We start from the raw sequence: 21937 nt of genomic DNA on the forward strand, positions 1-21937 counted from the left end.
CGTTCAAAGCGCCGCCGCCGACTATAGGCCGTTTCGCAACAGGATAATCGATGCCGACCGAAACCGCTCCGACGCTCGCCGAGATCGCGACCCTGCTCGGCGAGCGCAAGCTGCCGCCGGTCGATCAATGGAATCCGGCGCATTGTGGCGACAGCGACATGCGGATCGCCGCCGACGGGACTTGGTTTCACGGCGGCACGCCGATCGGCCGCGTCGAACTCGTCCGGCTGTTCTCGACGATCCTGCGGCGCGAGGCCGACGGCGGCTACGTCCTCGTCACCCCCGGCGAGAAGCTCGACATCGTCGTCGACGACGCGCCGTTCGTCGCGGTCGCGGTGACGAGCGAAGGGGAGGGGCAGGGGCGCACGCTCGCCTTTCGCCTCAACACCGGCGACCACGTCGTCGCCGGTCCCGGCAACCTGCTCCGCGTCGAGGCGGCGGACGACGGCACCCCGCGCCCGTACGTCCATGTTCGCGGCGGGTTGGATGCGCTGGTCAACCGCGCGACCTTCTACGACCTCGCCGACTGGGCACTCGCCGAGGACGCGACCCCGCCGGGGCTGTGGAGCGGCGGCGTCTTCTTTCCGTTCGCCGCATGACGCTGCGCGAGCGGCTCGCCCGCGCCACCGGACCCGGGGAGGGCCGCCGCGGCGACTGGGACTTTCCCGGCAACGAGATCGAGGCGCCAGCGGCGCTGACCCCCGCAGCGGTGCTGATCGGGGTCGTAACCCACGACCGCCCGACCATCCTGCTGACAAGGCGGACCGACACGCTGCGCCGTCACGCGGGCCAGATCGCATTTCCCGGCGGGCGGATCGACCCCGGCGACGCCGACCCGACCGCCGCCGCGCTGCGCGAGGCGCACGAGGAGGTCGCGCTGCCGCCGCATGCGGTCGACGTCATCGGGATGACCGACACCTATTCGACGGGGACGGGGTATCACATCGTCCCGGTGATCGGACTGATCGCGCCTAACCTGCCGCTCGTTCCCGCCGCCGGCGAGGTCGCGTCGATCTTCGAGGTGCCGCTCGATTTTGTCCTCGATCCGGTGAACCACCAGCTCCGCCAGAGCGAATGGCAGGGACGGCTGCGGTCTTATTATGTCATTAGCTGGGAGACGCACGAGATCTGGGGGGCGACCGCGGCGATGATCGTCAACCTGTCACGGCGGCTGGCATGACGGCGTTCGCCGTGACGCTCGGGCCGCAGCCGTGGCTCGTCGGCAAGGGCGCGCGGGCGATCGCCGCCGCGCTCGACGTCGCCGGCGGGTCGACGCGGCTGGTCGGTGGCGCGGTCCGCGACAGCCTGCTTGGGCTTAAGGTCAGCGACATCGATTTCGCGACGGTCTTCGAACCCGCCAATGTTCTCGCCCGGCTCGAGGCCGCGGGGCTCAAGGCGGTTCCGACCGGCATCGCCCACGGCACCGTCACCGCAGTCGCCAACGGCTTTCATGCCGAGGTGACGACGCTGCGCCGCGACGTCGCCACCGACGGCCGCCATGCGACGGTCGCCTTCACCGCCGACTGGCGCGCCGACGCCGCCCGCCGCGACTTCACGATCAATGCGCTCTACGCCAACCCGGTCAGCGGCGAGATCGACGATTTCTTCGGCGGCCTCGACGATCTGGCGGCGCGGCGCGTCCGCTTCATCGGCGTCGCGCTCGACCGGATCGCCGAGGACCATCTGCGCATCCTCCGCTTCTTCCGCTTCTCGGCGCGCTTTGCGGTGACTATCGACGCCGACGGGCTGGCGGCGTGTACCGCCCGCGCCAACGACCTGATGGCGCTGTCGCGCGAGCGCGTCCGCGACGAGATGGCGAAGCTGCTCGTCACCGACGATCCGGCACCGACGCTCGCGGTGATGCTCGATCACGCCATCCTCGCGCCGGTTTTGCCCGAGATCGAGCGAGCGCGACTTGCGCAATTGGTGCGGACCTGTGCGGGTGAGCGTGCGGCGGGCGTGCGGCCGGGGTTCGTGCGGCGTCTGGCGGCGCTGCTGCCGGTCGATGCGATGCTGCTCGACGACATCGCGACGCGGCTGCGGCTGTCGAAGGTCGAGCGCAAGCGGCTGGTGCTGACCGCCGACCGGGGCAGAAGCCTTGGCGAGATGGCGTATCGCGACGGCATCGACAGCGCGATCGATCGCGGCATCCTGTCGGATAACAACGACTTGCCCGACTTCATTACGGCATGGTCGAAGCCCGTGCTGCCGGTTTCGGGACGCCACCTGATCGCGCGTGGACTGCCGCCCGGCCCCGAAGTCAGCCGCCGCCTCGGCGAAGTCGAGCGCGAGTGGATCGCCGCCGGCTTCCCTGCCGACATCGACCCCATCGTTTCCAGGGTGTTGGCGGCTTAAGCGAACTTGTTGTCGCGCGGGAAACCCTGCGGCGGCATCCGCCCAATCCCGCCGCGCGGCCCGACCCACGGCCCGACATCGGCCTCGGTCCGCGTCCGCGTCCCCGATCCGCCCATCGCCCACGACAGGCCATCGGCGCGCTTGAAACTGGTGATGTCGGCGACCCCGCCATCACGGTATTTCTGCAGCGCCACGCCTTGCCCGCGCGCCATGACGGGCACGTCGTCGAGCTTGATAATCAACAGCTTGCGGTTGTCGCCGACGACGCCGAGGTGATCGTCGTCGGCCGGGATCGGCCGCACGATCTTGAGGTTCGCCCCGGCGCGCGGCGTCATCACCTGGCGCCCTTTCCGTGTCTCCGCGAGCAAATCGTCGCCGGTGACGATGAACCCGCGCCCGTCCGACGCCGCGAGCAACAGCCGCTCGCCCGGCCGGTGGACGAACAGCGCGACGATCGCCGCCGCCCCGTCGAGGTCGATCATCAGCCGCACCGGCTCGCCAAAGCCTCGCCCGCCGGGCAAGCGATCGGCGCCAAGTGTATAGAACCGCCCGGTTGCCGCCGCGATGACGATGCGGTCGGTGGTGTGGGCGTGGAAGGCGAAGGCGGGCCCGTCCCCCTCCTTGAACTTGAGCAGGTCGGGCGCGGTGAGGTCGACATGACCCTTCATCGCGCGGATCCAGCCCTTCGCCGAGACGATCACCGTCAGCGGCTCGCGGTCGATCATCGCCTCGAGCGGGATCATCGACACCACCGGCGCGGTGCCGATCTCGGTCAGCCGCCGCCCGAGTTCAGTCTCGGGTCCGTAGCGCTTGCGCAGCTTGGCGAGGTCGTCGCGGAGGCGCTTCGCCTGCGCCTTGGGGCTGTCGAGGAGTGCGCGCAGCTTGCTCGCCTCTGCCGACAACGCCTTGTGTTCCTTGGTGATCTCGATTTCTTCGAGCCGCCGCAGCGCGCGCAGCCGGAGGTTGAGGATCGCCTCGGCTTGCCGCTCGTTGAGATCGAACCGCCGGATCAGTTCGGCCTTCGGCTCGTCCTCCTCTCGGATGATGCGGATCACCTCGTCGATCGACAGATACGCCTTGAGATAGCCGTCAAGGAGTTCGAGCCGGTCGTCGATCTTCGTCAGCCGAAAGGTCGTACGATTGGCGGTGACCTCGATCTGATGGTCGAGATACGCCTGAAGCACCGCCTTCAATGGCATCACGCGCGGGACGTGATCGCGGTCGAGCACGTTGAGATTCAACGGAAACCGCGTCTCGAGATCGGTCAGCTTGAACAGGCTTTCCATCAGCACGCCAGGGTCGACGTTGCGCGACCGCGGTTCGAGGATCAGGCGGATCGCGGTGTCGGACTCGTCGCGGACGTCGGTGAGGATCGGCAATTTCTTGTCGTTGATCAGCGTGGCGATGTCTTCGATCAATTTGCCCTTCTGGACCTGATACGGGATCTCGGTGACTGCGATGACCCACGTCCCGTTACCCGCCGGCTCGACCGACCAGCGCGCGCGCAGGCGGAAGCTGCCGCGCCCGGTGGCATACGCCTGGGTGATCGCCGATGCTGGTTCGACGACGACTCCGCCCGTCGGAAAGTCCGGACCCTTGAGGTGTTGCATCAACTCGTCGATCGAAGCCTCAGGATTGTCGAGCAGCACCGTCGCGGCATCGGCTATCTCGGCAACATTGTGCGGCGGGATCGATGTCGCCATGCCGACCGCGATGCCGCTCGCGCCGTTCGCCAGCAGGTTGGGGAAGGCGGCCGGGAAGACCTCGGGTTCTTCCTCCTCGCCGTTATACGTCTCGCGGAAGGCGACGCTGTTCTCGTCGAGGCCGTCCATCAGGTCGGCGGCGGCGATCGTCAGCCGCGCCTCGGTGTAGCGCATCGCCGCGGCGTTATCGCCGTCGATGTTGCCGAAATTGCCCTGTCCGTCGATCAGCGGGTAGCGGAGCGCGAACGACTGGCTGAGCCGCACCAGCGCGTCGTAAATCGAGGCGTCGCCGTGCGGGTGGTACTTGCCCATGACGTCGCCGACGATCCGCGCGCATTTCTTGTAGCCCGTCGCGGGATCGAGCTTGAGCAGCCGCATCCCCCACAGGATGCGCCGGTGGACCGGCTTGAGCCCGTCGCGGACATCGGGGAGCGACCGCGCGGTGATCGTCGACAGCGCGTAGACGAGGTAGCGTTCGCTGAGCGCGTCGGCGAACGGGGTATCGAGAATTCTTGGGTCTTCGAGCATGGCGCGAGCGATACGGGTTCGCTCGCGCCATGGCTAGAGTCAGACCGAAAGCGTCAGAACCGCAGCGAGATGCTCGATGCGATCTCGTTGGCGTGGCCCTGGTTGGTCGACAGCGTGTTGATCGTCGTCACCGCAGGGCTCCCGGCGAACAAGGGGTCGGTCCGGTTGACCGCCTCGCTCTTCACGAAGATGTGCGCATACGACATGTTGACCGCGACCGCCTTGGTCAGCTGGGCAGTGACGCCGGTCGTCGCCCAGATCCGGTCACCGTCGGGAACGCGGGTCGTGCGGTAGGCGTCGCGGGTCGGCGTCTGGTCGTACATCGTACCGGCGCGGAGCGTCAGCTTCTTCGACAGCGCATATTCGGCGCCGGCGCTGACGCTGTACGTGTCGCGATAGTTCTGCGCGCTCGACAGGAACGTCACTCCGGTCGGCGTGTTGACGTTGATGTTCTTGAAGCGGCTCCACTTGTAGAAGCTGCCCCCGGCGAGGAGGCGCAGCTTGCCGGTACCGAAGGTCGCGCCGACGCTGGCGATGTCGGGGGTGCTGAGCGGCGCAAAACCGCGCGTGCCGCCGTTGCTCGCCGCGAGCGGGCCGAGCAGGCCGCTGATCGCCGCGACGCCCGAAAGCTGGTGGTCGATGTGGCTGCGGTAGTGCGCGCCGAGCCGGACCGCGCCGAGGTCGACGCTGACGCCGGCATTCCAGCCGAACGCCATGTCCTGCCCGCGGATCTCAAGCAGGCCGTCGGGGAGGAGCGGCGAGACGTTGGGCAATGCGCTCGACAGCTTCGCGGTCATCCGCTGGATGTCGAAGCCGCCACCGATCGAGATGCGGTCGGTCAGCTTGTACGCCGCGGTCGGCTGGATGTTGAGGCTCTCGACGTCGGAGCGGATCGAATCGTAGCGGCCGAACCAGCCGTTGTCGTAGACCACCTTGACCCCGAACGGCGCGCTGATGCCGAGGCCGAGCCACAGCCGCGAGCCCTCGATCTGCGCCGAGAAATAGCCCGACGGGATGATCACCGGCTGGTCGAACGGGTTGCCGCCGTTGCCGCCGCCGGTGGGGAAGCTGCCCTGGTTGCCCGCTGCCGAGCGCGTGCTGCCACGGTTGGTCTGGCTCGACTGGACGAACAGCAAATGGCCGCCGGCATCGACGCTGACACCGGGCAGGTTGGTCATCCCGGCGGGATTGTAGAAGACCGTCGCGGCGGAGTCGGCGGCGGCGGCCTCACCGGCGAACGCACGTCCGACCGCGAGCGGCGACTGTTCCTGAAGGTAGAAGCCCCCCGCGATCGCAGGGGCGGCGCCGCTGGCGGTAACGAGAGCGGCGACGATAAAGCTTCGGTTCATTCGGGGTCCTTGATCGATCGATAGCCCCCCGGTGCCGCGCTGCTAGACCGCGTTGACCTGTGCGTAAACCCCCTACGCCATCCCGACGAAACGCTGACGTGCGGGGATGAGGCTGGCGGCTCGCCCGATGAGGACATCGCGTTCGAGAAACCACCCGGTCGTGCGCAGCCCGTCGGCGAGATCGGCAGCGCTCGCGGGGTGGTTGCCGAGCAGGAATGCCGGGAGCGGCAGGAGCTTCGTCGCGTAGGGCGACCCCGCGCCACGGCTGACTGCTTGCGACGACTTGGGCGAAACGAACGCAAGATCGGTCGTCGCGCCGGTCGCGACGCACGCCGTCAGGTCGAGGCCGAAGCCGAGTTCGGCGAGGAGCAGCAATTCGTAGCGAACGACGCCGGGTAGCCACTGGCTCGCGTCTTCGGCGAAGGTCATCGCGTCGAGTAGCCCGTCGAGCGCGACGTACAGCCGGGGGGAGGGCGTCGCCTCGCTCAACGCCGTCGCGGTCAGCGCGCAAAGCCAGTCGAGCGCGGCTGCGGACACCCGTCCGGTGGCGAGGACGGTCCGCGCGCGGACAAGCTCCACCGCGGCGCTGGCGAGTTGGCTCGCCGCACGACCGCGCAGCCGGACTGCAACGCCGTTGCCGGGCTGCAGGGCTGGACGCAGCGCGCGCGATCGGCCGCCGGGGACGTAGCCGGCGACCAACCCGTCGCTTTCGGTAAGGAAGCGCACGACCGCGCCATGCTCGCCGTGGGGCAGCACCGCGGCGACGATCGCTGGCGTGTCGAGGTCCATCGTGCCAGCAGATAGGCGTTCCGGTGGATGCCGGCCATCTTTGCCGCCGCAAAGGCGGTCCGGCGCGGCAATCGGCGTGCAGCTTTGCGATCGCGCCGCCGGCGACTAGGGTCGCCGCCAATCGGGGGTACGGGGATGACTATGCGGGCATTATTGCGACTGGCAGCGATGCTGGCGGTCGGCACCAGCGCGGTCGCGGCGGATATCCCGATCGATGTCATGCGCGGACAGAAGATCCTCGCCGATGCGCGTGCCGCGTGCGGCGGTCCGGCATGGGATCGTCTCACCGGGTGGCATGAACGTGGGCGCATCACGATCGCCGGGCATCCCGAGGGCAGCTACGAGGAGTGGAGCGCGATCACCAGCCTCGCGATGGCGATGCGGACCGAACCCGGCGGCATGCCGGTCAGCCATGTCGGCACCGACGGCACGACGTCGTGGCGGCGGCTGCCCGGCGGCGGGATCGACTCCGGTGCACCGTCGGGCTCGAGCCGTCTGCACGTTCGAGACGCCTATCTGAGCAATTTCGCGTATTTCATGCCGACCCGATTTCCGGCGGCGGTGGTCGCCAGCGATCCGCGCACCGTCGGCGCAACGGTCTACGATGTCATTACGGTTCGCCCGGATAGGAGCGAGGACTTCGACCTGTGGATCGACCGCGCGAGCCACCGCGTCGCGCGGGTCGTCGTCGGTCATCAGGTCGCCGAGCTGCGCAACTACCGGACCGTGTCGGGGGTCTGCGCGCCGACTCTCGCGATCGAGACCGACGGCAATCCGGCGCATACGACGACGCTCGACATCGATAGCGTCGACACCGCGCCACTGTCGGCAGCGGTGTTTGCGGTGCCGCAGTGAGCGCCGATCTTCAACCGACGCTGCGTGGTGAACTCGTCGCGCTGCGTCCGATCGAGCCCGACGACTGGGACGCGCTCTACGCCGTCGCCTCCGATCCACTGATCTGGGCGGTCCATCCGGTCCACGACCGTTGGCAGGAGCCGGTCTTTCGCCGCTTCTTCGACGAGGGACTGGCGAGCGGCGGCGGGCTCGTCGCGACTGATCCGGTATCGGGCGCGGTGATCGGCTTCTCGCGCTACGATCTCGCACGCGTCGAGCCCGGCGAGGTCGAGATCGGCTGGACCTTCCTCGCCCGCAATTATTGGGGCGGGGCGGCCAACGCCGACTTGAAGCGCCTGATGATCGGCCATGCGCTGCGCCACTTCGACCGCGCGCTGTTCCTCGTTGGCGAAGCAAACATCCGCTCGCGTCGCGCGATGGAGAAGATCGGCGGCCGCCTGACCGATCGCACCTACGACGCCGATTATCCCTCCGGCATCGTCCGCCACGTCATCTACGCGATCGACCGCGAAGGCTTTGCCGCAGGCCCGCTCGCCTAGAGCGAATACGGAGCCCTCAGGGGATATCCACAGCGATCTGGGCCTTCGCGCCGCCGCGCCATAGCCGAATCGTCGTCCGCGTCTTATTCTCTGCCGATGCCCCACGCTCCGTTCGTCCACCTCCGCGTCCAGTCGGCATATTCGATGCTCGAGGGGGCGATGACGCCTGAGGCGATCGCGGCGGCGTGCCGGACGATGAAGCTGCCGGCGGTCGCGCTGACCGACCGCAACAACATGTTCGGCGCGATGGAGTTCTCCGAAGCGTGCCGCGGGCAGGGGGTCCAGCCGATCATCGGCGCGCTCGTCGCGGTCGAGCGGCCGGGCTCGCGGACCCCGGCGGGACGGATGACGTGCGACTGGCTGGTGCTGCTCGCGCAGGACAAGACCGGGTACGACAACCTCATCGCGATCGTCAGCGACGCGCATCTCGGCTGCGATGCCGCAGACGAGCCGCATTTGACGCTCGCCGGGCTCGAAGGCCGGACCGCCGGGCTGATCGCGCTGACGGCGGGGCCCGAGGGTGCTCTCGCGCGGCTGCTCGCCGAGGGGCAGGATACGGACGCCTACGCCGACGCGCTCGTCGCGCTATTCCCCGACCGGCTATACATCGAGTTGAGCCGGAGCGGCGATCCGATCGAGATAAAGGCCGAAGCCGCGCTCGTCGAACTCGCCCATGCCCGCGACCTGCCGATCGTCGCGACCAATCCGTCGCGCTTCATCGACGCCAAAGTCCACGCCGCGCACGACGTCATGCTGTGCATCGCCGACGGTGCCTATGTCGAGACGAGCGAACGGCGGCGGTCGAACCCCGAGCATTGGCTCAAGCCAGCGAAGGCGATGCTCGAGCTGTTCGCCGATCTGCCCGAGGCGTGCGCGACGACGCTCGTCGTTTCCCAGCGCTGCGCGTACAAGGCTCCGTCGCGCGAGCCGATCCTGCCGAGCCTCGCGGGCGATCCCGCCGCCGAGGTGACCGCGCTCGCCGATCAGGCGACAGCGGGGCTCGACCGGCGGCTCGAGGCGCTCGGCCTCAGCGGCGACGCGGCGACCCCGTACCGCGAGCGCTGCGTGTTCGAGCTGGGCGTCATCGCTCGGATGGGCTTTCCGGGCTACTTCCTGATCGTCGCGGACTTCATCCAATGGGCGAAGGCGCAGGGCATTCCGGTTGGTCCCGGGCGCGGATCGGGCGCCGGATCGGTCGTCGCCTGGGCGCTGACGATCACCGACCTCGACCCGTTGCAGCACGGCCTGCTGTTCGAGCGCTTCCTCAACCCCGAGCGCGTGTCGATGCCCGACTTCGACATCGACTTCTGCGAAACCCGCCGCGTCGAGGTCATCCGCTACGTCCAGACGCGCTACGGACGCGGGCAGGTCGCGCAGATCATCACCTTCGGGAAATTGAAGGCGCGCGCGGTCCTCAAGGACGTCGGGCGGGTGCTGCAGATGCCGTACGGGCAGATCGACCGCATCGCCAAGCTGATCCCAAATCATCCGACCGATCCGTGGACTCTGGCGCGCGCGATCAGCGGCGTGTCCGAGCTGGTGGCCGAGCGCGACCGCGATCCCAAGGTCGCGCATTTGCTCGAGATCGCGCTCAAGCTCGAAGGCCTGCCGCGCCACTCGTCGACCCACGCTGCCGGCGTCGTTATCGGCGACCGGCCGCTGAGCCAGCTCGTGCCGATGTACCGCGACCCGCGCTCGGACATGCCGGTGACCCAGTTCGACATGAAGTGGGTCGAGAAGGCGGGGCTGGTCAAGTTCGACTTTCTCGGGCTCAAGACGCTGTCGGTGCTCGAACGCGCGCGCGAACTGCTGCTGGCGAAAGGCGTCGTCCTCGACCTCGCCGGGCTCCCGCTCGACGACGAGGAGACGTACCGGCTGATCGCGCGCGGCGACACCGTCGGGGTGTTCCAGTTCGAATCCGAGGGCATGCGGCGCGCGCTGACGCAGGTCCGACCCGACTGCTTCGCCGACATCATCGCCCTCGGCGCGCTGTACCGCCCGGGGCCGATGGAGAATATCCCGAGCTTTGGCCGCCGCAAGAACGGCGAGGAGGTGCCGGACTATCTCCACCCGAGCCTCGAGGGCGTCCTCAAGGAAACCTACGGCGTCATCATCTACCAGGAACAGGTGATGCAGATCGCCCAGATCCTCGCCGGCTACAGCCTTGGCGAGGCCGACCTGCTGCGCCGCGCGATGGGCAAGAAGATCGCCGCCGAGATGCAGGCGCAAAAGGCGCGCTTCGCCGACGGCGCGGCAAAGAACGGCGTCGACAAGCGCCAGGCCGCAGCGATCTTCGAGCTGGTCAACAAGTTCGCCGGATACGGTTTCAACAAGAGCCACGCTGCCGCTTACGCGCTCGTCAGCTACCACACCGCGTGGCTCAAGACCCACCACCCGGTCGAATTCTACGCCGCGTCGATGGCGTTCGACATCACCAACACCGACCGGTTGGCGATCTTCGTCGACGACATGCGGCGGATGGCGGTGCCGTGCCTGCCGCCGTGCATCAACGCGAGCGACGCCGACTTTACTGTCGAGGACAGCGGCGTTCGCTTCGGGCTGGCGGCGCTGAAAAGCGTCGGCGAGAAAGCGATGGCCGGGATCGCCGAGGAGCGGGCGCGCGGCGGGCGGTTCAGCGGGCTCGCCGACTTCTCGCGGCGGGTCGACCCGAAGCTGCTGAACAAGCGCCAGCTCGAAGCGCTCGTCGGCGGCGGTGCGTTCGACGGCATCGAGAAGAACCGCGCCGGGGTCCATGCCCTCGCCGAGGCGATCCTCGGCACCGCGCAGAACGCCGCCGCCGCGCGTGACAGCGCGCAGGTCGCGATGTTCGGCGAGAGTCACGACCGCGGGCTGGCGATGCTCGTGCCGCCGGGGATGGGCTGGACCCTTGCCGAGACGATGGCGCACGAGAAGGATGCGTTCGGCTTTTACTTCTCGGGCCACCCGGTCGAGGGCTTCGCGCACATCCTCACGGCCCACGGCGCGAAGACCTATGCCCAGTGCGCGACGGTCGAGCCACCCCCCGGGGGCGGGCGACTGCCAGCGACGATGGCGGGGCTGATCGAGGACCTCAAATGGCGCACCCCGCAGAACGGCAAGAGCGACAAATACCTGCTGCTTACGATGTCCGACGCGAGCGGCCAATATGTCGCGAGCTGCTTCGACGACGCCGCGCAGACACAGATCGTCGCCGCGCACGCCGCTGCCGACGCGGTGCTGGTCAACGCCGAGTTGATGTGGCGGCCGGGCGAGGACACGCCGCGCGTGACGATCCGCGGGGTCAAGCCGCTCGCCGCGCTGGCGAAGGCGTCTCGCTGCCGCCTGACGGTCGAGCTGTCGGGGGCAGGGATCGACGCGCTCGCAGGGCTGGTGTCGAGCAGGCGAGGGGGCAAAGGCGAGATCGTCGCGCTGGTCCCGCTCGGCGGCGGCGGCCGCGCGAACCTGTCGCTCGGCATGGATTTTGCGATCGATAACGAGGTCGTCGCGAAGGTCGAGCGACTGCGGGGGGTCGCCGGGGTACGGTTGATGGCGGCGAGTTAGCGGGGTTTCCAAATTATGCGGCGAAGATCATGTCTTCGCCGCAGAGACCAATGAAGTTAGTGCCATCGCCGGATGACACAATAAGCTCCGGGCAGTCGTCCTACCGGCAGGTCGTCGCCCCGGTTCGATCCAGATCGAGGCACCGGCCATCGACCACCGGCGTCTTCACCCCGACCACCGCCGCCAGCGTCGGCGCGATGTCGACCGTTTCGACCGGCAGCGGCTGTTCGAAGCCCGCGGCTCCCGGCCACCAGAACAGGATCGGGACGCGGCGGTCGTAGTTCCATACCGACCCATGCCCGGCGATCGTGTCGCCGAGCGACTGCGGGTCGCCGAGCGTGGTGTACGGCCGCAGTACCGCCATGATGTCGCCGCTGCGGACCGGATCGGTCGATTCGGCGATGCGTTCGAGCAGGGTCATTTCGTCGGCGGGCTTGCCCTTCGGCGGCTGGCCGGCGAGCGCCTGCGCCTTGGTGTAGACCTCGACGACCTCGGGGCGCTTGCGAAGCTCTGCGATCGTGGCCTCGCCGATCCGCTCGATCAGCTTGGCGTTCGCCCCTTCAGGCGGAACGATCGTGATCTCGTACGGGTCGCCCGCGAGCGGGCTGGCGTCGAGCTTGAGATCGGCCTGCACTGCCGCGCCGACTTCGGTCATCAGCGTCTTCGGGTTGACCCGGACTGCAGGGAAGCCGCGCCCCGCGACACGCTCGGCGACGTCGATGCTGCCGTGGTCGGCGGTCAGTACGACGAGGACAGGGATCTTGAGCGCCTCGAGCTTGCCGAGGAACACTCCGAGCATCGCATCGAGGTGCGCGAGGTTATCGCATTGCTCGGCGCTTTCGGCCCCGTAGCGGTGGCCAACGTAATCGGTCGCGCTGAGGCTGATCGCGAGGACGTCGGGTGCGGCGCCCTGGCCGAGCTTCTGCGTCGCGATCAATTGCGTCGCGAGGTCGATCGCGATCTGGTCGTAGATCGGCGACGCGCGCAGCCACGACTGGAAATAACTGTCTTTCGAGAAGTCGGTCCCGGGGGCAGGGGCGATCCAGCCGAGCGGCGGCAGTTCGTCGTCGACCGTCAGCCGGCCATAACGGCGCGGTCCGAGGTTGACCTTGCACTTCGGATCGAGCGGCACCCACTTCGGCGCGGCCTTGAGCCATTTCGCCGCGAGCGCCGCGTTATAGGCCGCGACGGGGGCGAGGCGCGCCGCTTCGTTTAATCCGGCGGGGACATAGGTGGTGAAGCCGCCGTTGGCGTCGTCCCACCAGAAGGTGCCTTCGGCACCGTGGCCTGCCATCGTGATCGCGCCGCGGTCCTTGCCCGACACCGCGAAGGTCCGGCTCGCGGGGTTCGCCGCCTTCATCCACTCGCCGAGCGTCGGTACCTTGAGGTTGGCGGGACCGCGCGGCGCGTCGGGGCGGCCGGGGACGGGCGAAGCGGGGTCGTGCATGCAATAGACCTGCGCCTTGGCGGCGCTGTCGTACCAGCTGTTGGCGACGATGCCGGTCGCCGAGGGGTGGCGGCCGGTCAGGATCGTCGAGTGGCCGGGGCAGGTCTCGGTCGCGGCATGGCTCTGGTAGCCATTGGCAAAGACGACGCCGTGGTCGGCCATCGTCTTGAGCCCGCCCGTGAAACGGCTGCGATACTGGTCGAACAACGCTGCGGAGAACTGGTCGACCGAGATTGCGACGATCAGCTTAGGCACCGGCGGCGCGGTGGTCGTGACCGGAGGCGCGGCGAACACCGGTGCTGCGAGCAACATGGCGGTCAGCCCGAGAATCCGTGTCTGCATCCATGCCATGTCGAGTTCCCCAAGCGAAGACGAGCCGATGCCACGCCGATATTACCGTTTGGCGTCAGAGGGTAGGGGGCGTCGATTGCGCGCATGAAGACGGGCGCTGCTAGCCAACGGGCAAGGGATTGTCGCTGCGCCTGCGTACCCCCCTGCGGTGAATGCCTTTTCGTCGAAACCTCTCGCGCCGCCTTGTGCCGCACCGCAGCGCGGGGTAGCGCGGCGAGCCATGCGTGCGGCGTTCTTCCCCAAGTTTGCGATGTTCGATCGCCCCAAGCTCAGTCGGCGTGCGACGGGGGTCATCCTCGTCATCCTCGTCCACATGCTGCTCGCGTTATTGCTGTTGTCGCTCAACACCAAGCCGCCGAAGGCTCCGCCCGGGCCGAAGACTTTCACCCTGTCGCCAATCCAGGCACCGACTCCGGCAAAGAAGCCGGTCGTCCAGGCGAAGCACGCGCACGCCGGGGCGCCGCCGCGCAAGGCGCCGAGCCGCGTCGTGACCAAGCCGCTCGTCGCGGTCCCGAAGTCCGACCAGCCGTCGACAAAGCCGTTCACCACAGAGTTGATGGAGGCGGTCGACATCGCCGCGCTGCCCAACCACAAGAACGACGTGGCATCAGCGACCGACGGCACCGGCGTCGGCCCGGGCAAGGTCGGCGCAGGCAATGAGGCGGGGTCGCTTTACAGCGCCAACGGTGCCCCCGGTGGCGAGCCGCTGTATAACGCCGAGTGGGTCACCGAACCGACCAACGCCGAGTTGTCGACCTATCTCCCGCGGAATTTGCCGAACGCAAGCTGGGGGGTGATCGCCTGCCGTACCGCCGAGCGAAACCGCGTCGAGGATTGCCAGGAGCTCGGTGATTCGCAGCCCGGGCTCGGGTTGTCGCGCGGGATGCGACAGGCGGCGTTCCAATTCCACGTCCGCCCACCGCGCGTCGGCGGCAAAGCGCTGATCGGCGTTTGGGTCCGCATCCGGATCGACGAGCGTGTCGAGGAGCGGGGCGGGTGAGGCGAAGTTGAGGCAGTCGAGGCAGCCGCTTCCGAAATGCTTGCATTCGGCGCGCCATCCGGCTATTTGACGACGCCTCACGAAACCACTCACGCAGGGGCAACCCATCCGGTGCCGGGCTCGCCCGTTACACCCCCTGCGGCGGTCCAACCGGATAGAGGAGAAAGACTTATGGCGACCCCTGTCGTCTCGATGGCGCAGCTTTTGGAAGTCGGTGCCCACTTCGGCCACCAGACCCACCGCTGGAACCCGAAGATGAAGCCCTACATCTTCGGCGACCGCAACGGCGTCCACATCATCGACCTGTCGCAGACCGTGCCGCTGTTCGCGCGCGCGCTCGACTTCGTCCGCGCCACCGTCGCCAGCGGCGGCAAGGTTCTGTTCGTTGGGACCAAGCGCCAGGCGCAGGACCCCGTCGCCGAGGCCGCGCGCCGGTCGGGCCAGCATTATGTCAATCACCGCTGGCTCGGCGGCATGCTGACCAACTGGAAGACGATCTCGGGCTCGATCAAGCGCTTCAAGATGCTCGAGGAGCAGCTGTCGAGCGATACCGCCGGCCTGACCAAGAAGGAAGTCCTCAAGCTCACCCGCGAGCGCGATAAGTTCGAGCTGTCGCTCGGCGGCATCCGCGACATGGGCGGCCTCCCCGACATCATCTTCGTGATCGACGTCAACAAGGAAGACCTCGCGATCAAGGAAGCCAACACGCTCGGCATCCCGGTCATCGCGATCCTCGACACCAACACCGATCCGAGCGGCATCGCCTTCCCGGTTCCGGGTAACGACGACGCCAGCCGCGCCGTGCTGCTGTATTGCAACGCGATCGCCGACACGATCATCGACGCCCGCCAGGGTCGCCAGGCCAGCCAGGGTATCGACCTTGGCGCGATGGACGAGCCGCCGGTCGAAGTCTACGCCGCGCCTGCTCCGGTTCACGCCGAGCCGCTGCCGACGACGATGGTCGAAGCGCTTGGTGACGTCGGTGTCCACGTCGCTCCGGCGGCCGATGTCGAAGTCGCCGCGCAGATGATTGATGTCGCGACTGCCGCGACGGTCGAGCACGAGACGGCAACCGCTTAAATTCGCTGATTAAATCTATCGTCATCCCCGCGAAGGCGGGGGCCCGTCACCACCACTGGGTGGGGTGACGGGCCCCCGTTTCCGCGGGGATGACGCCACTAGCATAAGGAGCATCCCATGGCCGACATCACCGCGAGCATGGTCAAGGACCTGCGCGACCGTACCGGCGCGGGCATGATGGACTGCAAGAAGGCGCTGAGCGAAAACGGCGGCGAGATGGAAGCTGCGGTCGATTGGCTCCGCACCAAGGGTCTCGCCTCGGCCGCTAAGAAGGCCGGGCGCACCGCCGCCGAGGGCCTCGTCGGCGTTCAGGTCAACGGTAAGCGCGGCGCGGCGGTCGAGGTCAACTCCGAGACCGACTTCGTCGCCAAGAATGACCAGTTCCAGAGCTTTGTCCGCACCGTCACCGGCATGTCGGCGACCCACGGCGACGATGTCGAAGTCCTTCTCGGCGCGCTCTACCCCGAGCGCGACGGCATGAGCGTCAAGGACGTCCTGCTCCACAACATCGCGACGATCGGTGAGAACCAATCGCTGCGCCGCGCAAAGATCGTCGAAGTCTCCGAAGGCGTCGTCGTTTCGTACGTCCACAACGCCGTGGTCACCGGCATGGGCAAGATCGGCGTCCTCGTCGGCCTCCAGTCGTCGGCGTCGCCCGACGTTCTTGAGCCGCTCGGCCGCCAGATCGCGATGCACATCGCCGCCGCCAACCCGCTGGCGCGCGACGAGAACGGCCTCGATCCCGCAGTCGTCGAGCGTGAGCGTGCGATCGCCCGCGAGAAGGCCGCCGGTTCGGGCAAGCCCGCCGAGATCGTCGAGAAGATGATCGAGGGCGGCGTCAAGAAGTACCGCCAGGAGAACGCGCTGCTGACGCAGGTGTTCGTCATCGACGGCAAGTCGAAGGTCGGCGATGTCGTCGCCGCCGCCGCCAAGACCGCCGGCACGCCGATCACCGTCACCGAATTCGTCCGCTTCCAGCTCGGCGAGGGTATCGAGCGCGAAACCAGCGACTTCGCCGCCGAAGTCGCTGCTGCCTCGGGGATCGCGTCGCCGTCTGAACCTCGCGCCTGATCGCCGGGGTTGGCAGCGTCCAGCCCCGTCTCTAGTGTCGCCGCGGTTCCCGGAGTTGACGATCCCTATGGCTCGACCAGCGTATAAGCGCATCCTGCTCAAACTGTCGGGCGAAGCGCTGATGGGGTCAGGCCAGTATGGCATCGACCCCGCCGAAACCGCGCGCATCGCGGTCGAGGTCAAGCGCGCTCGCGACGCTGGCTACGAGCTGTGTCTCGTCGTCGGCGGCGGCAACATCTTTCGCGGTCTGGCCGCAGCAGCGAAGGGCTTCGATCGCGCGAGTGCCGATTACATGGGCATGCTTGCGACGGTGATGAACGCACTCGCGGTGCAGAACGCACTCGAACGCGCCGGGGTCGATACTCGGGTCCAGTCGGCCATTCCGATGGCAAGCGTGTGCGAGCCATACATCCGGCGGCGTGCCGAGCGACACATCGAAAAGGGTAGGGTGGTGATCTTCGCTGCCGGCACCGGCAATCCGTTCTTCACCACCGACACCGCCGCCGCCCTCCGCGCCGCTGAAATGGGCTGTGACGCGCTATTTAAGGGCACGAGCGTCGACGGTGTCTACGACGCCGACCCGAAACAGGTCGCAACCGCCAAGCGCTATGAAACGCTTAGCTTTTCCAAGGTCCTGGCGGATGATCTAAAGGTGATGGATGCAAGTGCGGTTGCTTTGTGCCGCGACAACAACATTCCGATCGTCGTGTTCAACATCCGCGCCGAGGGCAGCTTGACTGCGGTCCTTGCGGGCGAAGGTGTGTCGACGACCGTTGGCGGGGAAGGATAAGACGATGGCGATATTCGATGCAGTGGCGCACAAGGCCGATCTCGAACGGCGGATGAACTCGGCGGTCGATGCGCTCAGGTCCGATCTCGGCGGGCTGCGGACCGGGCGCGCGTCGACGTCGCTGCTCGACCGGGTGACAGTCGAGGTCTATGGCTCGAACATGGCGCTGTCGCAGGTCGCGACGGTCACCGCCCCCGAACCGCGCATGCTGTCGGTCCAGATCTGGGACAAGTCGAACGTCCAGATGGTCGAGAAGGCGATCCGCTCGGCGGGTCTCGGGCTCAACCCGATCACCGACGGCCAGACGCTGCGCCTGCCGATCCCCGATCTAACCGAGGAGCGCCGCAAGGAACTCGCCAAGCTCGCTTCGCAATATTCCGAAAAGGCGAAGATCGCTGTTCGCAACGTCCGCCGCGACGGGATGGAGAGCCTCAAGGCCGCCGAGAAGAAGGGCGACATCAGCCAGGACGGGCAGAAGAAGCTCGAGACCGACGTCCAGAAGATCACCGATAAGATCACCGGCGAGATGGATGCCGTGTCGGGCGCGAAGGAAAAGGAAATCCTCGGCAAGTGAGCCTGCGTCCCGCCAATCGCGACGCAGGGGCCGTAGCAGCTGGCGGGGGCGCGGGGGCACCGCCGCGGCATGTCGCGATCATCATGGACGGCAACGGGCGCTGGGCGAAAAAGCGTCATTTGCCGCGCCTCGCCGGGCATCGCAAGGGCGTTGAGGCGGTCCGTCGTGCAGTCGAGACCGCGCCGACGCTCGGCATCGAAGTTCTGACGCTGTACGCTTTTTCAAGCGAGAATTGGCGCCGCCCCGCCGACGAGGTGAGCGACCTCATGGGCCTCCTCCGCCATTATCTCCGCACCGAAATCGCCGAACTCCATCGCAACGGCATCCGTATGCGCTTCATTGGCGACTTGTCGGGGCTGAACGGCGACCTCGTCACCCTTCTGGGCGAAGCCGCCGAACTGACCCGCGACAATACGAAGATGACGCTGGTTCTCGCGCTTAATTACGGGTCGCACGACGAACTGACGCGCGTCGTGCGCGAACTCGCGACGGCGGCGCTCGAGGGCACGCTCGATCCGGCGGCGATCGATGCTGCGGCGATCGAGGCGCGGCTCGACACCGTCGACCTGCCGCCGCCCGATCTCGTCATTCGTACCAGCGGCGAGCAGCGGCTGTCTAACTTCCTGCTGTGGCAGGCGGCGTACGCCGAACTCGTCTTCACCGACGAACTCTGGCCCGATTTCAACGCCGCGTCGCTGACTGCGGCGGTAACGGCGTTCGGCACACGCGACCGGCGTTATGGCGGGCGCTGACGTGACCGCCGGCGGTGGGCTGATAACCCGTATCGTCGTCGGCGCCGCGCTGATCGTCGTTGCCTGCGCCGCAGTCTGGTACGGCGGGCCTGTCTTCACCGCGCTGGTTGCCATCGCAGTCCTGCTGATGAGCGCCGAATGGTGTGTCATGCACGGCATCGGCCGGGGGTTTCGCCTGGCAAGTCTCATTGTGCTCGCGTTCACCGGCGGTGTCGCCGCGCGTCAATCGTCAGTCGATGCGATCATCGTTCTCGCGGCATCCGCCGGGCTGCTCGGCCTCTTTATGCGCAGCTTCGACCGCCAGCGTGCCTTCTGGCTTGCCGCAGGATTGCTCTATTGCGGCCTGCCGATGATCGCGCTGATCTGGCTACGCGGCCTGCCCAACACCGGGATTGCCTTGACGATTGCGGTCCTCGCTGTTGTCTGGGCGACCGATATCGGGGCGTATTTCACCGGCCGCGCGATTGGCGGTAGCAAGCTCGCGCCAGCGATCAGCCCGAACAAGACGTGGGCAGGCGCGATCGGAGGGGTCATCGCGGCGATTATTACCGGTGCGATCCTGACCTCGCTGGCGATTGGTCCGACCGTCGACGGCGACGTCAGTCACATTCAGACGATCGTCATCTTCAGCATCATCGCGGCGTTTCTCGCGGTGGTGGCGATCGTGGGCGACTTGTTCGAAAGCTGGCTTAAGCGCCGCGCCGGGGTCAAGGACTCAGGAAATTTGCTGCCGGGGCATGGCGGCGTGATGGACCGGATCGACGGCCTCGTGCCGGTCGCGGTCTTTGCCGCGGCAATCGTCGCGATCAGCGGAATTACACCATGAGCCCGCGCGGAATTACCGTTCTCGGCGCGACCGGGTCGGTCGGGGCGTCGACGCTCGACCTGATCAAGCGCGCGCCCGCTAATTGGAAGGTCGAAGCGCTTACGGCCCACCGCGATGTCGCCGGGTTGGCAAGTGCGGCGCGTGCCGTCGGCGCAGCATTGGCAGTCGTCGCCGACGAGACCTGCTACGCCGCGCTTAAGGACGCGCTCGCCGGGAGCGGCATTGAGGTCGCGGCAGGCGCAAGCGCGCTCTGCGATGCCGCACGGCGACCTGCCGAGGTCGTCCTCTCGGCGATCGTCGGCGCGGCGGGCTTGCCGCCGACGCTCGCAGCGGTCGAGCGGGGCGCGACGCTCGCCATAGCCAACAAGGAAACCTTGGTCTGCGCGGGCGATCTTGTGCGCGCGGCAGCGAAAGCATCGGGGTCGGTACTGCTGCCGGTCGATTCCGAGCATAATGCGATTTTCCAAGTGTTCGACCATGCGCGGCCCGAGCGCGTCACGCGGGTCATCTTGACGGCATCGGGCGGTCCGTTCCGCACCGCCTCGATCGAGACAATGCGTGCGGCGACCCCGCAGCAGGCATGCAATCACCCGGTCTGGTCGATGGGCGCGAAGATCTCGGTCGATTCAGCGACGCTGATGAACAAGGGACTCGAGCTGATCGAGGCGCATCATCTGTTCCCGGTCACCGCCGACCAACTCGAGGTCATCGTCCACCCGCAGTCAGTCGTCCACAGCTTCGTCGAATACATCGACGGGTCGATGCTCGCGCAGCTCGGGTCCCCCGATATGCGGACCCCAATCGCCTACTGTCTCGCGTGGCCCGAGCGTATGGCGACGCCGAGCGCGCGGCTCGACCTCGCGGCCGTCGCGCGGCTCGAGTTCGAAGCGCCAGACTTCGAGCGCTTCCCTGCGCTCGGCCTCGCATGGGCGGCGCTTCGTACCGGCGGATCGGCGCCCGCGGTGCTCAACGCCGCAAATGAGGTTGCCGTCGCGGGCTTTCTCGCCGGTCAGATCGGCTTTCTTGATATCGCCGCAATCGTCGCGGATACCCTCGATTGCCTCGAAGCCGCACCGATCGCGTCGCTCGACGAGGTCGTGGCGATCGATGCCCGCGCTCGCATCGAGGCGACGCGGCTCATGGCGGAGAGGATGCGCTGATGGAGACGATGCCGCAACCGAGCCTGATCCTCACGCTTGCAACCTTCGCCGTTGTCATCGGTGTCCTCGTCTTCATCCACGAGTTCGGCCACTACCTTGCAGGACGCATCTTCGGGGTAAAGGCCGACGCTTTTTCGATCGGGTTCGGGCGCGAGATCGTCGGCTGGACCGACCGCCGCGGGACACGCTGGAAGGTTGGACTGCTGCCGCTCGGCGGGTATGTCAAATTCGCGGGAGACATGAACGCAGCGAGCGAAGCTACTGATGTCACTGAAGCGACCCCAGCGGAACGCGCGGTGATGTTTCAATCGAAACCGTTGTGGCAGCGGGCGATCATTATTCTCGCTGGACCGCTCACCAATTTTGCTTTCGCAATCGCTGTATTCGCGGCTTTCTTCGCGATCTACGGGCATGCCTTCACACCCGCACGCGTGGCGAAAGTCGTCGCCGGGAGCCCTGCCGAGCGCGCCGGGTTCGTCGCAGGGGACCGTATCGTCACGCTCGACAACGCGCCGGTCGAGCGCTTCGAAGACGTCATTCGCGTCGTGACGATGAGCACCGGCGCTCCCATTGATGCCGAGGTCGATCGCGCCGGGAAGCGCCTCCACCTGACGGTGCGCCCTAAAATCATCGATGAGGTCGACCGCTTCGGCAATCACTACCAGCAGGGCCAGCTCGGCGTCGGTAGCGGGGGGCGGATCGTAGTCAAGGTCGCACCGCCCGCCGCGCTCGGCTACGCTATCAAGGAAGTCTGGCTGCTTACCGGGACGATGGCCGATGGTATCGTCGATGTCGTCACCGGCCGTCGCGCCGTTACCGAACTTGGCGGGCCGATCAAGATCGCGCAGATTTCGGGCCAGCAGGCGGCGCTCGGGTTGCCCAACCTCGTGCAGTTCATGGCGCTAATCTCGATTAATCTCGGATTCATCAATCTCCTGCCAGTTCCGATGCTGGACGGGGGGCATCTGTTCCTCTACGCGGTTGAAGCCGTCCGTCGGCGACCCTTGGCACCGAAGGTTCAGGAATTTGCCTTCATGTCGGGGTTTGCCGCACTTTTGTCGCTGATGGTTTTCCTGACGTGGAACGATCTGGCTGCGGTCGGTGTCTGGCAGCACCTTTCGGGGCTGTTCGGGTGAAAGTGCGGTTCGCGGGGGCGAATTGCCGGTGGTCCATCAGGGCGACCGGAGCCACGGGGCTGTGTGAAGGGCGGGTTTCGCGTGAATGAAGA

The 21937-nt window shown here is 67.2% G+C and carries 19 protein-coding genes; 15 read left to right on the forward strand and 4 right to left on the reverse strand.

The window, feature by feature from the left end; translation table 11 throughout:
- The first annotated feature begins 50 nt into the window (after positions 1-50).
- The 3 genes from KZX46_RS15190 to KZX46_RS15200 are packed head-to-tail and all read left to right on the forward strand — an operon-like array spanning position 51 to position 2355.
- Positions 51-599: a DUF1285 domain-containing protein gene (locus tag KZX46_RS15190; protein WP_219774681.1), complete on the forward strand. Its 549-nt coding sequence runs from the start codon at positions 51-53 to the stop codon at positions 597-599.
- A complete protein-coding gene (locus KZX46_RS15195) occupies positions 596-1180 on the forward strand; it encodes a CoA pyrophosphatase (protein WP_219774682.1) in 585 nt (194 codons plus the stop codon). The genes KZX46_RS15190 and KZX46_RS15195 overlap by 4 nt, the downstream gene beginning before the upstream one ends.
- Positions 1177-2355: a CCA tRNA nucleotidyltransferase gene (locus KZX46_RS15200; protein ID WP_219774683.1), complete on the forward strand. Its 1179-nt coding sequence runs from the start codon at positions 1177-1179 to the stop codon at positions 2353-2355. The genes KZX46_RS15195 and KZX46_RS15200 overlap by 4 nt, the downstream gene beginning before the upstream one ends.
- Here KZX46_RS15200 and parC read toward each other — a convergent pair.
- The 3 genes from parC to recO all read right to left on the reverse strand — a co-directional run bounded on the left by parC (position 2352) and on the right by recO (position 6724).
- A complete protein-coding gene (parC, locus tag KZX46_RS15205; RefSeq protein WP_219774684.1) occupies positions 2352-4586 on the reverse strand; it encodes a DNA topoisomerase IV subunit A in 2235 nt (744 codons plus the stop codon). The genes KZX46_RS15200 and parC overlap by 4 nt on opposite strands.
- Before the next feature lie 53 nt (positions 4587-4639).
- Positions 4640-5935, reverse strand: a complete 1296-nt coding sequence (locus KZX46_RS15210; RefSeq protein WP_219774685.1) for an OmpP1/FadL family transporter — start codon at positions 5933-5935, stop codon at positions 4640-4642.
- Positions 5936-6007: 72 nt separating this feature from the next.
- Positions 6008-6724 (reverse strand): DNA repair protein RecO, encoded by a 717-nt coding sequence (gene recO, locus KZX46_RS15215; protein WP_219774686.1) that lies wholly within the window; start codon positions 6722-6724, stop codon positions 6008-6010.
- Positions 6725-6865: 141 nt separating this feature from the next.
- On the opposite strand from recO, the gene KZX46_RS15220 reads away from it, so the two are divergent.
- The 3 genes from KZX46_RS15220 (at position 6866) to dnaE (ending at position 11658) form a co-directional block, all read left to right on the forward strand.
- The gene (locus KZX46_RS15220) at positions 6866-7579 is read left to right on the forward strand and encodes a hypothetical protein (RefSeq protein WP_219774687.1); all 714 of its coding nucleotides are present in this window, start codon (positions 6866-6868) and stop codon (positions 7577-7579) included.
- Complete coding sequence (locus KZX46_RS15225) at positions 7576-8118, forward strand: GNAT family N-acetyltransferase (protein ID WP_219774688.1); 543 nt, start codon at positions 7576-7578, stop codon at positions 8116-8118. Before KZX46_RS15220 ends, KZX46_RS15225 begins: the two co-directional genes overlap by 4 nt.
- A 96-nt stretch (positions 8119-8214) precedes the next feature.
- Positions 8215-11658, forward strand: a complete 3444-nt coding sequence (dnaE, locus tag KZX46_RS15230; RefSeq protein WP_219774689.1) for a DNA polymerase III subunit alpha — start codon at positions 8215-8217, stop codon at positions 11656-11658.
- Between the two features lie 100 nt (positions 11659-11758).
- On the opposite strand, the gene KZX46_RS15235 is transcribed toward dnaE, so the two are convergent.
- On the reverse strand, positions 11759-13456 hold the full coding sequence (locus tag KZX46_RS15235) for an alkaline phosphatase family protein (protein ID WP_226895986.1): 1698 nt from the start codon (positions 13454-13456) through the stop codon (positions 11759-11761).
- Between the two features lie 220 nt (positions 13457-13676).
- Here KZX46_RS15235 and KZX46_RS15240 point away from each other — a divergent pair, with 220 nt between their 5' ends.
- From KZX46_RS15240 to rseP, 9 genes are all read left to right on the forward strand, one after another.
- A complete protein-coding gene (locus KZX46_RS15240; protein ID WP_219774690.1) occupies positions 13677-14456 on the forward strand; it encodes a hypothetical protein in 780 nt (259 codons plus the stop codon).
- Between the two features lie 171 nt (positions 14457-14627).
- Positions 14628-15536, forward strand: coding sequence for a 30S ribosomal protein S2 (rpsB, locus tag KZX46_RS15245; protein WP_219774691.1), 909 nt, complete (start codon positions 14628-14630; stop codon positions 15534-15536).
- 117 nt (positions 15537-15653) lie between these two features.
- Positions 15654-16607 (forward strand): translation elongation factor Ts, encoded by a 954-nt coding sequence (gene tsf / locus KZX46_RS15250; RefSeq protein WP_219774692.1) that lies wholly within the window; start codon positions 15654-15656, stop codon positions 16605-16607.
- A 67-nt stretch (positions 16608-16674) separates the two neighbouring features.
- Entirely contained in the window at positions 16675-17397 is a 723-nt protein-coding gene (gene pyrH, locus KZX46_RS15255; RefSeq protein ID WP_216707651.1) for a UMP kinase, read from the forward strand.
- A 4-nt stretch (positions 17398-17401) separates the two neighbouring features.
- The gene (frr, locus tag KZX46_RS15260; RefSeq protein WP_219774693.1) at positions 17402-17971 is read left to right on the forward strand and encodes a ribosome recycling factor; all 570 of its coding nucleotides are present in this window, start codon (positions 17402-17404) and stop codon (positions 17969-17971) included.
- Between the two features lie 83 nt (positions 17972-18054).
- Positions 18055-18723: an isoprenyl transferase gene (locus tag KZX46_RS15265; protein WP_255615566.1), complete on the forward strand. Its 669-nt coding sequence runs from the start codon at positions 18055-18057 to the stop codon at positions 18721-18723.
- A gap of 1 nt (position 18724) precedes the next feature.
- Complete coding sequence (locus KZX46_RS15270; RefSeq protein ID WP_226895988.1) at positions 18725-19549, forward strand: CDP-archaeol synthase; 825 nt, start codon at positions 18725-18727, stop codon at positions 19547-19549.
- Positions 19546-20709, forward strand: a complete 1164-nt coding sequence (locus KZX46_RS15275; protein ID WP_219774695.1) for a 1-deoxy-D-xylulose-5-phosphate reductoisomerase — start codon at positions 19546-19548, stop codon at positions 20707-20709. The genes KZX46_RS15270 and KZX46_RS15275 overlap by 4 nt, the downstream gene beginning before the upstream one ends.
- Positions 20709-21845 carry an RIP metalloprotease RseP gene (rseP, locus tag KZX46_RS15280; RefSeq protein WP_226895989.1) on the forward strand — a complete coding sequence of 379 codons (1137 nt, stop codon included), beginning with the start codon at positions 20709-20711 and terminating at the stop codon, positions 21843-21845. The genes KZX46_RS15275 and rseP overlap by 1 nt, the downstream gene beginning before the upstream one ends.
- Positions 21846-21937: the final 92 nt, after the last annotated feature.

Origin of the sequence: Polymorphobacter sp. PAMC 29334, from assembly GCF_019431245.1 — a bacterium.
Classification (GTDB): Bacteria; Pseudomonadota; Alphaproteobacteria; order Sphingomonadales; family Sphingomonadaceae; genus Polymorphobacter_B; species Polymorphobacter_B megasporae.

Coding starts and splice junctions, on each gene's coding strand:
- KZX46_RS15190 (WP_219774681.1), top strand. CDS start 51: ATGCCGACCGAAACCGCTCCGACGCTCGCCGAGATCGCGACCCTGCTC.
- KZX46_RS15195 (WP_219774682.1), top strand. CDS start 596: ATGACGCTGCGCGAGCGGCTCGCCCGCGCCACCGGACCCGGGGAGGGC.
- KZX46_RS15200 (WP_219774683.1), top strand. CDS start 1,177: ATGACGGCGTTCGCCGTGACGCTCGGGCCGCAGCCGTGGCTCGTCGGC.
- parC (WP_219774684.1), bottom strand. CDS start 4,586: ATGCTCGAAGACCCAAGAATTCTCGATACCCCGTTCGCCGACGCGCTC.
- KZX46_RS15210 (WP_219774685.1), bottom strand. CDS start 5,935: ATGAACCGAAGCTTTATCGTCGCCGCTCTCGTTACCGCCAGCGGCGCC.
- recO (WP_219774686.1), bottom strand. CDS start 6,724: ATGGACCTCGACACGCCAGCGATCGTCGCCGCGGTGCTGCCCCACGGC.
- KZX46_RS15220 (WP_219774687.1), top strand. CDS start 6,866: ATGCGGGCATTATTGCGACTGGCAGCGATGCTGGCGGTCGGCACCAGC.
- dnaE (WP_219774689.1), top strand. CDS start 8,215: ATGCCCCACGCTCCGTTCGTCCACCTCCGCGTCCAGTCGGCATATTCG.
- KZX46_RS15235 (WP_226895986.1), bottom strand. CDS start 13,456: ATGGCATGGATGCAGACACGGATTCTCGGGCTGACCGCCATGTTGCTC.
- KZX46_RS15240 (WP_219774690.1), top strand. CDS start 13,677: ATGCGTGCGGCGTTCTTCCCCAAGTTTGCGATGTTCGATCGCCCCAAG.
- rpsB (WP_219774691.1), top strand. CDS start 14,628: ATGGCGACCCCTGTCGTCTCGATGGCGCAGCTTTTGGAAGTCGGTGCC.
- tsf (WP_219774692.1), top strand. CDS start 15,654: ATGGCCGACATCACCGCGAGCATGGTCAAGGACCTGCGCGACCGTACC.
- pyrH (WP_216707651.1), top strand. CDS start 16,675: ATGGCTCGACCAGCGTATAAGCGCATCCTGCTCAAACTGTCGGGCGAA.
- frr (WP_219774693.1), top strand. CDS start 17,402: ATGGCGATATTCGATGCAGTGGCGCACAAGGCCGATCTCGAACGGCGG.
- KZX46_RS15265 (WP_255615566.1), top strand. CDS start 18,055: ATGGACGGCAACGGGCGCTGGGCGAAAAAGCGTCATTTGCCGCGCCTC.
- KZX46_RS15275 (WP_219774695.1), top strand. CDS start 19,546: ATGAGCCCGCGCGGAATTACCGTTCTCGGCGCGACCGGGTCGGTCGGG.
- rseP (WP_226895989.1), top strand. CDS start 20,709: ATGGAGACGATGCCGCAACCGAGCCTGATCCTCACGCTTGCAACCTTC.